The sequence below is a fragment of the Luteimonas sp. TWI382 genome, from assembly GCF_039674545.1.
Classification (GTDB): domain Bacteria; phylum Pseudomonadota; class Gammaproteobacteria; order Xanthomonadales; family Xanthomonadaceae; genus Luteimonas.
The window spans coordinates 34,866-48,796 of sequence record NZ_JBDJNS010000028.1 but is presented as its reverse complement, the minus strand read 5'-3'; the positions used below and the strand labels follow the sequence as shown (position 1 = coordinate 48,796).

Below are 13,931 nucleotides of genomic sequence, written 5' to 3'. Positions count from 1 at the left end.
GGGGTTTTCTTTTTTTTTTGCGTGTGTCATATTTCATCTCTCACCCCGGTTCTGGCGGCGAAGCCTCATTCATACGCATCGGCATCGCCGGCGCCGAACGGCTTGGCGGGCCACGATGCGCCGTCGCGACGCCGGTTGCAGTAGAGTGCCCGCGTCCACCGCAGAGCGATCAGATGAGCGTCCAATCCGGCCCCAATCTCGTCGGCATCACCGGCATCGCCCGCCGCTTGGTCATGGACGGTGCCCTGGACGAGGCCGCGGCGCGCGAGGCGCTGGACAAGGCGACCGCGGCGCGACGCAATGTCGCAGGCTACCTGCGCGAACACAAGCTGGTCAGCGCTGCGCAGATGGCGGCGGCGTTGTCGGTGGAGTTCGGCATGCCGCTGTTCGACCCGGCGGCGATGGCACCGCAGGCGAGCGCGGTCAAGCTGGTCAGCGAAGAGCTGCTCAATAAGCATGCGGTGCTGCCGCTGTTCCAGCGCGGGCCGCGGCTGTTCGTGGGCACCGCCGATCCGACCAACACCCTGGCGCTGGACGACATCAAGTTCCAGACCAACCTCACGGTCGAACCGATCCTGATCGATGAGGACAGCATCCGCCGCACCTTGGAGTTGTGGCTGTCGAGTTCGGATTCGCTGGCCGGCGCGCTGGACGATGCCGAAGGCCTCGAAAGCCTGGACGTGGGCAACGACGAGGACGGCGGCCGGATCGAGAACGTCGTCGACGGCAAGGACGATGCGCCGATCGTGCGCTTCGTCAACAAGGTGCTGGTCGACGCAATCAAGCGCGGCGCTTCGGATATCCATTTCGAACCCTACGAGACCGACTACCGCGTGCGGCTGCGCGTCGACGGCATGCTCAAGCTGGCGGCCAAGGTGCCGGTCAAGCTCAACCAGCGCATCGCCGCGCGCCTGAAGGTCATGGCGCAGCTCGACATCGCCGAGAAGCGGGCGCCGCAGGACGGACGCATCAAGTTGAACTTGTCCAAGACGCGACAGATCGATTTCCGCGTGAGCACACTGCCGACGCTGTTCGGCGAGAAAGTGGTGCTGCGCATTCTCGATGCCAGCGCCGCAAAGCTGGGCATCGACAAGCTGGGCTACGAGCCGGACCAGCAGAAGCTGTTCCTCGACGCGATCCACAAGCCCTACGGCATGGTGCTGGTCACCGGTCCGACAGGCTCGGGCAAGACGGTCTCGCTGTATACGGCGCTGGGCATCCTCAACGACGAGACCCGCAACATCTCCACGGTCGAGGACCCGGTCGAGATCCGCTTGCCGGGCGTGAACCAGGTGCAGCAGAACGAGCGCCGGGGCATGACGTTCGCCGCGGCGCTGCGCGCGTTCCTGCGTCAGGACCCCGACGTGATCATGGTCGGCGAGATCCGCGATCTGGAAACGGCGGAAATCGGCATCAAGGCCGCGCAGACCGGCCACATGGTGCTCTCGACGCTGCACACCAACGATGCGCCGCAGACGATCGCGCGCCTGATGAACATGGGCATCGCGCCCTACAACATCGTCAGTTCGGTCACGCTGGTGATCGCCCAGCGGCTGGCACGGCGGCTGTGCCCGCGTTGCAAGCAGCGCGTCGTGCTGCCCGACCATGCACTGCTCACCGAGGGCTTCACCGAGGAGCAGGTCCGCGCCGGCGTGGAGATCTACGAACCGGTCGGCTGCGACGAATGCACCAACGGCTACCGCGGACGCGTGGGCGTGTACCAGGTGATGCCGATGAGCGAGCAGATCCAGACCATCGTGCTGCAGGGCGGCAACGCGATGCAGATCGCGGAGGCTGCGCAGCGCGCCGGGGTCAAGGACCTGCGCCAGTCGGCGCTGGAGAAGGCCCGCCAGGGCCTGACCAGCCTGGCCGAGATCAACCGCGTCACCAAGGACTGATCCCCCCGCCGGAGCCCCGCGGCGTCGAGCGCCGGGGGCCGGTTTTCGCTACCATGCGGCCATCCGTCCGGCGAGGGACACGCCGACCCCTGGGGAACGTTCCATGTCGACCTCACGTACCGCGGCCCGCAAGACTGTCCGCGCTTCGAACGCGACGCCGGCACAGGCCGGGGCGACGCTGCGCCTGTTCGCCTGGGAAGGCACGGACCGGCGCGGCGTCAAGATGAAGGGCGAGCAGCAATCCAAGAGCGCGAACCTGCTGCGCGCCGAGCTGCGTCGCCAGGGTATCCAGCCGACGCTGGTGCAGCCCAAGCGCCAGCCGCTGTTCGGCGGTGCCGGCAAGTCGATCTCTGCACGCGACATCGCGATCTTCAGCCGGCAGACCGCCACGATGATGAAGTCGGGCGTACCGGTGGTGCAGGCGCTGGAGATCATCGGCAACGGCCAGAAGAACCCACGCATGAAGCAGATGGTCGACGGCATCCGCGTCGACATCGAGGGCGGCGCGTCGATCTTCGAGGCGCTGAGCAAGTATCCGGTGCAGTTCGACGAGCTCTACCGCAACCTGGTGCGCGCAGGCGAGTCGGCCGGCGCGCTGGAAACCGTGCTCGACACGATCGCCTCGTACAAGGAGAGCATCGAGTCGATCAAGGGCAAGATCAAGAAGGCGCTGTTCTATCCGGTCGCGATCATCGGGGTGGCGATCCTGGTCTGCGCGATCCTGATGGTGTTCGTCGTCCCGACCTTCCGCGAGACCTTCGAAAGCTTCGGCACCGACTTGCCTGCGTTCACCGAACTGGTGTTCGGCATCTCGGCGATCATGGTGAAGTGGTGGTGGCTGATCGCGATCGTCGTGTTCGCGTCCGCATTCGGCTTCATGTTCGCGTTCAAGCGCTCCCCGGCGCTGCAGCACGGCGTGGACCGCACGCTGCTGCGCCTGCCGGTGGTCGGCCGGGTGCTGCACAACTCGTCGATCGCGCGCTTTGCGCGCACGCTGGGCGTGACCTTCAAGGCCGGCGTGCCCCTGGTCGAGGCGCTGGACTCGGTGTCCGGCGCGACCGGCAGTTCGGTCTACGAGCACGCGGTGCTGCGCATGCGTGACGATGTGGCCGTGGGCTACCAACTCAACATGGCGATGCGGCAGACCGCATTGTTCCCGCACATGGTGGTGCAGATGACCGCGATCGGCGAGGAGGCAGGTGCGCTGGACACGATGCTGTTCAAGGTGGCCGAGTTCTACGAGGAAGAGGTCAACAACGCTGTCGATGCGATCTCGAGCCTGATCGAACCGTTCGTGATGGTCATCATCGGCACCCTGGTCGGCGCGATCGTGATCGCGATGTACCTGCCGATCTTCAAGCTCGCAATGGCGGCGACCGGCTGACCCATGGCGTTTCTCGATCACAACCCGGCCCTGGGCTATCCCCTCGCCGCCGGCCTCGGCCTGCTGGTGGGCAGCTTTCTCAACGTGGTGATCCTGCGGTTGCCGCGACGCCTGGAATGGCAGTGGAAGCGCGACAGCCGCGAGATTCTCGGCGAACCCGACCTCTACGACCCGCCGCCACCGGGGATCGTCGTCGAACGCTCCCACTGCCCGCATTGCGGGCACCAGTTGTCGTGGTACGAGAACATCCCGGTGGTCAGCTGGCTGGCGCTGCGCGGGCGCTGTCGCAGCTGCAAGGCGCCGATCTCGGTCCAGTACCCGGCGATCGAGCTGCTGACGATGCTGCTGTTCGCGGCCTGCGTGTGGCGGTTCGGCTTCGGCTGGCAAGGCTTCGGCGCACTGGTGCTGACCGGCTTCCTGGTCGCGTTGTCGGGCATCGATGCGCGCACGCAACTGCTGCCCGACTCGTTGACGTTGCCGTTGATGTGGCTGGGACTCATCGCCAGCCTCGACAACCTGTACATGCCGGCCAAGCCCGCGCTGCTGGGGGCGGTGGTCGGCTACGCCAGCCTGTGGTCGGTGTGGTGGCTGTTCAAGCAGGCCACCGGCAAGGAGGGCATGGGCCACGGCGACTTCAAGCTGCTGGCCGCCCTCGGCGCTTGGTGTGGCTTGGCTGGACTGCTGCCGATCATCCTGCTGTCGGCGGTGACCGGGGCGATCGTCGGCTCGATCATTCTTGCGGTCCGCGGACGCGACCGGGCCACGCCGATTCCGTTCGGGCCGTACCTGGCCGTTGCCGGCTGGGTGACCTTCATGTGGGGCCAGGACCTGACCGCGTTCTACCTGCGCGTGTCCGGTCTGCAGTAGCGCACCGCCAAGATGGTCGCGCTGGTCATCGGTCTCACCGGCGGCATCGCTTCGGGCAAGTCCGCGGCCACGGCGGCGTTCGAAGCGCGCGGCATCGTCGTCGCCGACGCCGACGTCGCGGCGCACGCGGCCGTCGCCCGCGGCAGCGAAGGCCTGGCCGAGGTGGTGGCGGCCTTCGGCACCGACGCCCTGGCCGCCGACGGCAGCCTCGATCGCGCCGCGATGCGGCGACGGATCTTCGCCGACCCCGACGCCCGCGCGCGCCTGGAGGAGATCCTCCATCCGCGCATCCGCCTTGCCCTGCGCGCCACCTGCGACGCCGCGACAGGGCCATACGCCGTCGCCGCGATCCCGCTGCTGGCCGAGGGTGGGCGCGTCCACTATCCCTGGCTCCACCGCGTGCTGGTGATCGACGTGCCGGTGGCGGTCCAACTGGCCCGCCTGCTCCGCCGCGACGGCATCGACGAGGCCTTGGCCCAGAAAATGATCGCCACCCAGGCCACCCGCGACGCCCGCCTGGTCATCGCCGACGACATCATTGTCAACGACGGCAGCCTGGCCGAACTGGACACGCGCATCGGCGACCTCGACACCCGCTATCGCGCACTCGCCGCGGCGCGTGCGGAGGGATTGGCGGCAGACTGATCGGCGCTCGGTTGTACCTGACGCTGTGAGGGTCGCCGCGACCCACCGGCCCCCACCCGGCGCCCAAGGGCGCCGGCCTCCCCCGCACGCGGGGGAGGCGACTCCAGTACGCAGCGCGCGGACAAACTTCACCCGCGCGAGTACTGCTTTGCGCCTTCCCCCGCACGCGGGGGAGACGAATCCAGTACACAGCGCGCGGACAAACTTCACCCGCGCAAATACTGCTTTGCGCCTTCCCCCGCACGGGGGCATTGCGCCCTTCACGGGCGGAAGGTTGGGATGGGGGCCGCTTCTCACGCGATGTCTGGCCAGAGGCTGCGGATCGCGGCGATGCCTTGGGCGCCGTGGCGCCGGGCGGTCTCGATGTCGGAGGGGGTCATTCCGCCGATGGCGTAGATCGGCAGCGCACTGTGTTCGCGCAGGCTGGCGAAGGCCGGCCAGCCGATGCCGGGCTGGCCGGGATGGCTGGCGGTCTCCGACACCGGGCCCAGCACGACGAAGTCGCAGGCCAGGCGCGCGGCATGGGCGAGATCGTCGGCGTCGTGGCAGGAGGCCGCGAGCGGCAGACCGGCGGCGAGCGGCCGTTGCGCATGTTCGCGCAGCGCGGCGGCCTTGAGATGCAGGCCGACGCCCGCGGCCTGCGCCAAGGCCGGCGCGCCATTGAACAACAGTTCCGCGCCGCGGCGGCGGCAGCGCGCGGCAGCCTCGGCGAGCAAACTCGCCTGCCGGTCCGGGGCGATGCCGGGCAGGCGCAGTTGCACGCGGCCGATGCCGCTGCGCAGGGCGTCGTCCAGGCTGCGTAACCAGGCGGCGTCATCGTCGCCCGGCGGTGGGGTGACGAGGTAGCGATCGGGGGCCTGCAGGGCGGCCACCACAGGCAGGTCGGCAGGCGGCATCGAGTAGCGGCCGAGCTTGTCGGGCGCGACCCAGGTCAAGGCCTGACCTTCGCGCCCCTTGGGACTGCCGTGCCACTGGGCCACGTGGCGGACGTCGAGCCGCAACCGCTTGCTGGGATAGCGCTGGGGCACCACCATCAGCGGCGCGCCGACGACGACCTGGATGCCCAGCTCCTCGTCGAGCTCGCGCGCCAGCGCCGCTTCCGGCGTCTCGCCCGGCTCGCATTTGCCGCCGGGAAACTCCCACAAGCCCGGCATGTCACGGCCCGGCGTGCGCCGGGACAGCAAGATGCGGCCGCGCTTGTCGGTGATGATCCCAGCAACGACTTCGACGACGCGCTCGCTCATGCCTGGCGGATTCGGCGGACAAGGGGTCGAGATTAGGCAGGCGACGGCGGCTTGCCAAGCGGTCGGGACGACCGGTACGGCCGGCAGCGCGTCAGCTGCGACGCCCACAAAGGCCGCCGGCACGCAGGCGGGTGAGGCCACGCCGCGATCGACCGGCCACCATGCGCCTCAGCCGGGCATCGCCCGCCGCTGCGAGGCGCCGATCGCCGGACGTCACGTCCGGCCCGGCCGTTGCGCATCGGCCCCGCGATGGCGGGGCATGACAGATCAGCTCAGCTGACCGTGGCAGTGCTTGTACTTCTTGCCGCTGCCGCAGGGGCAGGGATCGTTGCGGCCGACCTTGGCGCCGTCGCGGACGATCTGCGCCTGCGGACCGGCAGCGGCGGCCTGGGCGGCCCGCACGTCCTCGGCTTCCTCGTCGGCACCGTAGCCACCGGCGTCGGCGTGCTGGAACTGAGCCTGATTGAGCTTGGCCTCGACTTGGCGACGCTCCTCTTCCTCGAGCGCAGCGATCTCGTCCTCGCTGCGCACACGCACGCGTGCGAGCATGGTCACGACTTCGTGCTTGACCTTGTCGAGCATTTCGGAGAACAACTCGAACGCCTCGCGCTTGTACTCCTGCTTGGGCTGCTTCTGCGCGTAGCCGCGCAGGTGGATGCCCTGCCGCAGGTAGTCCATGCGGGCCAGGTGCTCCTTCCAGCCCTGGTCGAGCACGTTGAGCATGATGTGCTTTTCGAGCATGCGCATCGTCTCGCCGCCCAGCTGCGTCTCCTTGTCCGCGAACAGCGCATCGACCGACTGCTGCACGTGTTCGGCGATCTGCTCGGCGTCGAGCTCGTCGCGCGCCTTGGCCATCGACACCAGTTCCAGGCGCAGGCCGAACTCACGCTCGATCTCGGCCTCCAGGCCCGGCAGGTCCCACTGCTCGTCGATCGACTGCGGCGGCACATAGCGGCCGACGATGCCGGCAACGACGTCGGCGCGGATGCCGTCGACGTTCTCTTTGACGCTTTCGGCGTCCAGCAGTTCGTCGCGCTGGCCGTAGATGACCTTGCGCTGGTCGTTGTTGACGTCGTCGAAGTCGAGCAGGTTCTTGCGGATGTCGAAGTTGTGCGCCTCGACCTTGCGCTGCGCGTTGGCGATCTGGCGGGTCACCAACGGGCTTTCGATGATGTCGTCTTCCTGCAGCCCCATGCGCGCCATGACCTTCTGCACCCAGTCGGCGGCGAAGATGCGCATCAGGTTGTCTTCGAGCGACAGGTAGAAGCGCGACGACCCCGGGTCGCCCTGGCGACCGGAGCGGCCGCGCAGCTGGTTGTCGATACGCCGCGATTCGTGGCGCTCGGTGCCGATGATGTGCAGGCCGCCGGCAGCGACGACGGCGTCGTGGCGCTGCTGCCACTCCGCGCGCAGGCGCGCCTTGGTGGCGTCGTCGACCGGCACGCCGGACTCGGCCTCGAGCAGCGCGAGCTCGGTCTCGAGCGAGCCACCGAGCACGATGTCGGTACCGCGGCCGGCCATGTTCGTGGCGATGGTCACCGCGCCCGGGCGGCCGGCCTGGGCGACGATCTGCGCTTCGCGCTCGTGCTGCTTGGCGTTGAGCACTTCATGCGCGATGCCTTCCTTGCGCAGGTGCTCGCTGAGCAGTTCGGAGACCTCGATCGAGGTCGTACCGACCAGCACGGGCTGTCCGCGTTCGTGCGAGGCCTGGATCTCGCGCGCAACGGCGCGGTACTTGCCGGCGCGGTTGAGGAACACGGCATCCGGCGCATCCTTGCGGATCATCGGGCGATGGGTCGGGATCACCACGACCTCCAGGCCGTAGATGCTCTCGAACTCGAAGGCTTCGGTGTCGGCCGTACCGGTCATGCCCGAGAGCTTGCCGTACATGCGGAACAGGTTCTGGAAGGTGATGCTGGCCAGCGTCTGGTTCTCGCGCTGGACCGGCACCCCTTCCTTCGCTTCGACCGCCTGGTGCAGGCCATCCGACCAGCGGCGGCCCGGCAGGGTACGGCCGGTGAATTCGTCGACGATAACGACTTCGCCGTCGCGGACGATGTAGTGGTCGTCGCGCTGGTAGATCGCGTGCGCGCGCAACCCGGCGTTGAGGTGATGCACGACGTGGATGTTCTGCGGCGCGTAGAGGCTTTCGTCCTCGCCGAGGATGCCCGCGCCGCGCAGCAGCGCTTCGGCGTGTTCCTGGCCTTCCTCCGAGAGGTGGACCTGCTTGGCCTTCTCATCGACCCAGAAGTCGCCTTCGCCGTCCTCGGCTTCCTGGCGGACCAGCGACGGAACGATCCGGTTGACCTTGATGTAGAGCTCGGGGGAATCGTCGGCCGGGCCGGAGATGATGAGCGGCGTGCGCGCCTCGTCGATCAGGATCGAGTCGACCTCGTCAATGATCGCGTAATTGAGCGCGCGCTGGTAACGGTCGGCCTTCGACAGCGCCATGTTGTCGCGCAGGTAGTCGAAGCCGAACTCGTTGTTGGTGCCGTAGGTGATGTCGGCGCGGTAGGCCTCGCGCTTGGCCTCGCCGTGCGGCATGCCCGGCCAGATGACGCCGACCGACAGGCCCAGCCAGTTGTAGAGCTTGCCCATCTGTGCCGCGTCGCGGCGAGCCAGGTAGTCGTTGACGGTGACGACGTGGACGCCCTTGCCCTCGAGCGCATTGAGATACGTCGGCAGCGTGCCGACCAGGGTCTTGCCCTCGCCGGTGCGCATTTCGGCGATCTTGCCCATGTGCAGCACCATGCCGCCGATCAGCTGGACGTCGTAGGGGCGCATGCCCAGCACGCGCTTGCTGGCCTCGCGGCAGACCGCGAAGGCTTCGGGCAGCAATTTGTCGAGCGTCTCGCCGTCGGCGATGCGCTGCTTGAACTCCGGGGTCTTGGCCTGCAGGGCCTCGTCGGACAGCGCCTCCATCTGCGGCTCGAGCGCGTTGATCTTGACGACGACCTTCTCGAGCTGTTTGACGAAGCGGTCGTTGCGACTGCCGAAGACACTGGTGAGCAAGCGATTGAGCATTGGAGTACCGAAGTCTGGAATCGGAGCGCGGGACCGAGGCGGATTCCCCAGAAGCCGCAAACAGAAAAGGGCGCTAGGCGCCCTTTGATGGCAACGCGCATTGTAGCTCGGGGCGAGGAGGCGCGTTTGCAAGCCACTGGCTTGCGCGCCGACGAGCGCCGGAGCGGCTGTGCCGCGCAGGCCGGAACGAGCGGGGGCGTTTGCAAGGCATGCCTTGCGCCCCAGCGAGCGCCCGGAGCGGCTGTGCCGCGGAGGGCCGGAACGAGGAGGCGCGTTTGCAAGCCACTGGCTTGCGCGCCGACGAGCGCCGGAGCGGCTGTGCCGCGGAGGGCCGGAACGAAGAGGCGCGTTTGCAAGCCACCGGCTTGCGCGCCGATGAGCGCCGGAGCGGCTGTGCCGCGCATTCGCCCTCCCCGCGTGCGGGGGCGAGTTGGGCAACCAGGCCTACCGGCGCGGCCATCTGACCGCCCTCCCCCGCATGCGGGGGCGGGTTGGGCGGGGGGGGGGGGCGCCCCAATCGGTTACTGCCGGCTCACGCCCATGGCACCAAGGAACTTGCGCGGGTTCTGCACCTGCCCGTTCTCCCAGACCTCGAAGTGCACGTGGGCGCCGGTGGAACGGCCGGTCGACCCGGCCTTGGCGATCTCGTCACCGATGCGGACCAGATCGCCGACTTTCACCACGTTGCGCGAGTTGTGCGCATACCGGGTGACGTAGCCGTTGCCGTGGTCGACCTCGACGACGTTGCCGTAGCCACGGCGCACGCCCGAATAGCTGACCACGCCGTCGGCGACCGTCATCACCGGATCCCCGGTGCGCGCGTCGAAATCGATGCCCTTGTGGAACTGACCGCCGCGACCGAACGGATCGGCGCGGTACCCATAGGACGAGGTCACGAAGCTGCGGCTCACCGGCGAGCGCGACGGCAGCGCGTCGCGCTGAAGCTTGCGGTCGAGCAGCAGCGCCTCGAGTACCGAGAGCTGCTGGCCGGAATGGGTCAGGTCGCCCTCCAGCGCATCCAGGCCGCCGAGCAGCTTGCCCGCCGGCATGTCCTGGGCCGGCTCGGGTCCGCCGACACCGAGGGTCCGGTCGAAGTCGAACTCGCCGTCCTCCATGCCCGCACCGCGGGCGAGCCGGTCGCCGAGCGCGTTGAGGCGGTTGGCCTGGGCCTGCAGCTCGCCGAGCCGGGCGGCGAGCGCGTTGACTTCGCGCTGCGCCTCGCGGCGGGTCTCGTCCAGGCTGCGCTCGTGGGCAGCGGCCACACCGTGGAGGCGGGCGATCTCGGCCGAATTCATGGCCCCGGCAGCGCACATGCCGGCCGCAGCGACCACGATCGCCATCGAGACCGGCCGGCGACGGGCCAGGATGCGGGCCCTGCGGGCCACCTGTGCGGCGATGCCGCGCATATCATTCAACAAGGTTTTGACGGTCATGGTGCCAATGTCTGATTTCCGGTCCAGATCCAAGCCATCCCGCATCGGAGCCCCGACCGCCGCGCTGGACGCGGCGCTGGATGGCACGTCGGCCGATCCGATCCGCCGGGCCATGTGGCTCGACGCACTGGATCGCCGCCTCGTTCCCCTGCTGCCTCCGGCACTGGCGCCACATGCGCGGCTGGCCAATGTCGATCGCCGCAGACTGGTGTTCCTCGTCGATTCGCCCATCTGGCACGCCAGGCTGCGCCTGTCGGCCGATACGCTGCTCGACGCTGCCCGCTCCATCGGACTGGATGTCGACGACATCGTCGTCAGGACGTCAACCCAGCCCCTGCGACCAGCACCGCCAGAGGCCCGCGGTGCGCTGGCCAACCCGCCGTCGGCGGTCGCACGCGACACGCTCCGCTCGGTACTGGCCTCGCTCCGACCGCCGGAAGGCGGCAAGGACGAAGGGGTGTGATCTGGATGGGTGCCGCCTGCCCCCTTCATCGGCATCAAGGCCAAGTGAAGGAGAGGGGGCATGCTACCGGGCATCGCCCCACGGGGCGTTAACACGAAGCTAACTTTTCAGAAAGCAAAAGTTAAATAATCGTTATCGAAGGCGCCCAGGCTGAACCCAAGCGATCGCATTCCTGCGGCACGCCTGCAGCAGACGCGCCGGGGGTCGATTCGCAGATGGGCCGCCCTCCGGTCGACAAGCGCGGGGAGGCAGAGAGGCGGGCGCGGCGCGGCCGAGCGATTCAGGCAGCGACCGGGGCTCCATAGACGACGGGGGCCGCATCGTCTTCGGCAAAGCTGACGATGTCCCAGGCCGAACGGGTCTCGAGCAATGCGCGCACGAGCTTGTTGTTCAGCGCGTGTCCGGACTTGTAGCCCTTGAACAGGCCCAGGATCGGATGGCCGGCCAGGTACAGGTCGCCGACCGCGTCGAGGATCTTGTGGCGCACGAACTCATTGGCGTAGCGCAGGCCGTCGTCGTTGAGCACGCGGAACTCGTCGAGCACGATGGCGTTGTCCATCGAGCCACCGAGCCCCAGGTTGCGCTCGCGCATGTATTCCAGGTCGCGCATGAACCCGAAGGTGCGCGCACGGCTGACCTCGCGGATGTAGGCCTCGGTCGAGAACTCGACTTCGGCACGCGACTGCGCCAGCGGGATGGCCGGATGATCGAAGGCGATGGTGAAATCGAGACGGAAGCCGTCGTAGGGCTCGAACCGCGCGATCTTGTCGCCCTCGCGCACTTCGATCGGCGCCAGGATCCGAATGAAGCGCTTGGGCGCGGCCTGCTCGACCACGCCTGCGGACTGCAGCAGGAACACGAACGGGCCAGACGAGCCGTCCATGATCGGCACCTCGGCCGCCGACAGCTCGACATACAGATTGTCCACGCCGAGTCCGGCGAGTGCGGACATCAGGTGTTCGACCGTCTGCACGTTGGCCGTCCCCAGGCTCAGCCCGGTACACAGCGTGGTCTCGGTGACGAGTCCGCCCTCTGCGGGGATGTCGACCACCGGGTCGAGATCGACGCGCCGGAAGACGATGCCGGTATCCGGAGCGGCCGGACGCATGGTCAGGAACACTTTCTCGCCGCTGTGCAGGCCGACGCCCGTTGCGCGGATGACGTTCTTGATGGTGCGTTGGCGGGGCATCGGGAATCCGGGGGAGAGAAGCGCCGACCGCGGACGCGGGAGGCAACCGGGCGAGATTATCACGGGGACCGCTGAACCTGAACGAAGCGATCCGAGGCGATCGAGGCCCTGCGGGACCGGGGTCAGGACTGCGCGCCGAGGCGATGCGCCGGCCGGATGGCCGAACGACAAACCGGCCCGCCGGGCGTACCCGGCGGGCCAAAACGGCGATCTGCGGACAACAGCGCGCCAATGCTTGCGAGGACAACACCCTGCGCGCCGCCGCACCGGACAAGTGCGATGCGGGCACAGGCACCGGCGTCAGTCCGCCCGACGCCGACAGGCCGGTGCGGCCTGTACAGCGCCAGTCGACGACGCCATCGACAGGCTCAGTCGGCCTGCCGACGCAGGAACGCCGGGATGTCCAGGTAGCTGCTGTCGCTGCCGAAGTCGGCGACCTTCGGCGCATCGCCCGCATCGCTGCGCGCCGCGCCCTGCCCGGCCGGACGCGAGGCGGTCGACGCCGCCGCACCGCCATTACCGCGCAGCGAGGCTGCGATGCTGTGACCCGGGCTGTACGGGGCCACGGCATCGCCGTCGTCGATCAGCAAACCGGTGGTGCCATCGCGAACGCCGCGCTGGTTGTTGCTGATCAGCTGCACCTGCGGCTTGCCGCGGCCGGCGCTGTCGTTGTGCCCGGTGCCGCGCGCCGGCGCCCGGTTGAGGCCGGTGGCGACCACGGTCACGCGGACTTCGTCCTGCATATCCGGGTCGAGGACGGTGCCGATGACGATCGTCGCGTCTTCGCTGGCGAAGTTCTCGACGGTGCGGCCGACCTCGTCGAACTCGGCCATCGTGAAGTCGGCGCCGGCAGTGATGTTGACCAGGATGCCGTTGGCGCCGGCCAGGTTGACGTCGTCGAGCAGCGGGTTCTGGATCGCGGCTTCGGCGGCGGCCTGCGCGCGGTCGTCGCCGCGGGCCAGGCCCGTGCCCATCATCGCCAGGCCCATTTCGGCCATGACGGTGCGCACGTCGGCGAAGTCGACGTTGATCAGGCCCGGACGCACGATCAGGTCGGCGATGCCCTGCACCGCGCCCAGCAGCACATCGTTGGCGGCGCGGAAGGCCTGGATCATCGTGGCGTTGCGGCCAAGCACGGTGATCAGCTTCTCATTGGGAATGGTGATCAGCGAGTCGCAGTGCGCCGACATCTCCTCGATGCCCTTGAGCGCGACCTGCATGCGCCGGCGTCCCTCGAACGGGAACGGCTTGGTGACCACGGCCACCGTCAGGATGCCCATTTCCTTGGCGAGCTGGGCCACGACCGGCGCCGCACCGGTGCCGGTGCCGCCACCCATGCCGGCAGTGATGAACACCATGTCGGCGCCCTGCAGCGCATCCATGATGATCTCGCGGTCCTCGAGCGCGGCCTGGCGGCCGACCTCGGGGTTGGCGCCTGCGCCCAGGCCCTTGGTGACGCTGCTGCCCAACTGCAGCTGCAGCTTGGCACCGCAGTTCTTGATTGCCTGCGCGTCGGTGTTGGCGGTGATGAACTCCACGCCATCGACGCTGTTGTTGACCATGTGCGCGACCGCGTTGCCGCCGCCGCCGCCCACGCCGATGACCTTGATCACCGCGTTTGGAGCCATCTTCTCGACCAGTTCGAAATGTGCCATGTCCGTTGTCCTCGGTTTGGAGCCGTGATTGGTGGAAGGGGATGCGTGATTCGAAAGCGCCGAACCCGTATCTCTCACCGCCATCCGGCATTTATGTTGTTGTCGAATGCGCTCGTTGCCGTTACCGCT

Annotated in this window: 10 protein-coding genes; 5 read left to right on the top strand and 5 right to left on the bottom strand. The window is 68.2% G+C overall.

Going from position 1 to position 13,931, the window contains the following annotated elements; translation table 11 throughout:
• Positions 1–173: 173 nt before the first annotated feature.
• The 4 genes from pilB to coaE all read left to right on the top strand — a co-directional run bounded on the left by pilB (position 174) and on the right by coaE (position 4,794).
• Positions 174–1,898 carry a type IV-A pilus assembly ATPase PilB gene (pilB, locus tag ABE505_RS14795; RefSeq protein WP_346445223.1) on the top strand — a complete coding sequence of 575 codons (1,725 nt, stop codon included), beginning with the start codon at positions 174–176 and terminating at the stop codon, positions 1,896–1,898.
• 223 nt (positions 1,899–2,121) lie between these two features.
• Positions 2,122–3,282: a type II secretion system F family protein gene (locus ABE505_RS14790; protein WP_346445254.1), complete on the top strand. Its 1,161-nt coding sequence runs from the start codon at positions 2,122–2,124 to the stop codon at positions 3,280–3,282.
• A 3-nt stretch (positions 3,283–3,285) separates the two neighbouring features.
• The gene (locus ABE505_RS14785) at positions 3,286–4,149 is read left to right on the top strand and encodes an A24 family peptidase (protein ID WP_346445224.1); all 864 of its coding nucleotides are present in this window, start codon (positions 3,286–3,288) and stop codon (positions 4,147–4,149) included.
• 12 nt (positions 4,150–4,161) lie between these two features.
• Positions 4,162–4,794: a dephospho-CoA kinase gene (gene coaE / locus ABE505_RS14780; protein WP_346445225.1), complete on the top strand. Its 633-nt coding sequence runs from the start codon at positions 4,162–4,164 to the stop codon at positions 4,792–4,794.
• A 293-nt stretch (positions 4,795–5,087) separates the two neighbouring features.
• Here coaE and ABE505_RS14775 read toward each other — a convergent pair whose 3' ends face one another.
• The 3 genes from ABE505_RS14775 to ABE505_RS14765 all read right to left on the bottom strand — a co-directional run bounded on the left by ABE505_RS14775 (position 5,088) and on the right by ABE505_RS14765 (position 10,375).
• Entirely contained in the window at positions 5,088–6,038 is a 951-nt protein-coding gene (locus ABE505_RS14775; RefSeq protein WP_346445226.1) for a Nudix family hydrolase, read from the bottom strand.
• A 267-nt stretch (positions 6,039–6,305) separates the two neighbouring features.
• Positions 6,306–9,062: a preprotein translocase subunit SecA gene (secA, locus tag ABE505_RS14770; protein WP_346445227.1), complete on the bottom strand. Its 2,757-nt coding sequence runs from the start codon at positions 9,060–9,062 to the stop codon at positions 6,306–6,308.
• A gap of 521 nt (positions 9,063–9,583) precedes the next feature.
• Entirely contained in the window at positions 9,584–10,375 is a 792-nt protein-coding gene (locus ABE505_RS14765) for a M23 family metallopeptidase (RefSeq protein WP_346445255.1), read from the bottom strand.
• Between ABE505_RS14765 and ABE505_RS14760 the strand changes: the two genes are divergently transcribed.
• On the top strand, positions 10,374–10,958 hold the full coding sequence (locus ABE505_RS14760; protein WP_346458289.1) for a DUF721 domain-containing protein: 585 nt from the start codon (positions 10,374–10,376) through the stop codon (positions 10,956–10,958). The two genes, ABE505_RS14765 and ABE505_RS14760, sit on opposite strands and share 2 nt — an antisense overlap.
• Before the next feature lie 280 nt (positions 10,959–11,238).
• Here ABE505_RS14760 and lpxC read toward each other — a convergent pair whose 3' ends face one another.
• Together lpxC and ftsZ are read right to left on the bottom strand one after the other, a co-directional pair.
• On the bottom strand, positions 11,239–12,147 hold the full coding sequence (gene lpxC, locus ABE505_RS14755) for a UDP-3-O-acyl-N-acetylglucosamine deacetylase (protein ID WP_346445229.1): 909 nt from the start codon (positions 12,145–12,147) through the stop codon (positions 11,239–11,241).
• Positions 12,148–12,515: 368 nt separating this feature from the next.
• On the bottom strand, positions 12,516–13,802 hold the full coding sequence (gene ftsZ, locus ABE505_RS14750; RefSeq protein WP_346445230.1) for a cell division protein FtsZ: 1,287 nt from the start codon (positions 13,800–13,802) through the stop codon (positions 12,516–12,518).
• Positions 13,803–13,931: the final 129 nt, after the last annotated feature.

What these genes read in the sequence shown, in the direction of transcription:
- ABE505_RS14765 (WP_346445255.1), bottom strand. Translation starts at nt 10,375, where the DNA reads ATGTGCGCTGCCGGGGCCATGAATTCGGCCGAGATCGCCCGCCTCCAC.
- ftsZ (WP_346445230.1), bottom strand. Translation starts at nt 13,802, where the DNA reads ATGGCACATTTCGAACTGGTCGAGAAGATGGCTCCAAACGCGGTGATC.
- lpxC (WP_346445229.1), bottom strand. Translation starts at nt 12,147, where the DNA reads ATGCCCCGCCAACGCACCATCAAGAACGTCATCCGCGCAACGGGCGTC.
- ABE505_RS14760 (WP_346458289.1), top strand. Translation starts at nt 10,374, where the DNA reads ATGCCGGCCGCAGCGACCACGATCGCCATCGAGACCGGCCGGCGACGG.
- ABE505_RS14790 (WP_346445254.1), top strand. Translation starts at nt 2,122, where the DNA reads ATGAAGGGCGAGCAGCAATCCAAGAGCGCGAACCTGCTGCGCGCCGAG.
- pilB (WP_346445223.1), top strand. Translation starts at nt 174, where the DNA reads ATGAGCGTCCAATCCGGCCCCAATCTCGTCGGCATCACCGGCATCGCC.
- secA (WP_346445227.1), bottom strand. Translation starts at nt 9,062, where the DNA reads ATGCTCAATCGCTTGCTCACCAGTGTCTTCGGCAGTCGCAACGACCGC.
- coaE (WP_346445225.1), top strand. Translation starts at nt 4,162, where the DNA reads ATGGTCGCGCTGGTCATCGGTCTCACCGGCGGCATCGCTTCGGGCAAG.
- ABE505_RS14775 (WP_346445226.1), bottom strand. Translation starts at nt 6,038, where the DNA reads ATGAGCGAGCGCGTCGTCGAAGTCGTTGCTGGGATCATCACCGACAAG.
- ABE505_RS14785 (WP_346445224.1), top strand. Translation starts at nt 3,286, where the DNA reads ATGGCGTTTCTCGATCACAACCCGGCCCTGGGCTATCCCCTCGCCGCC.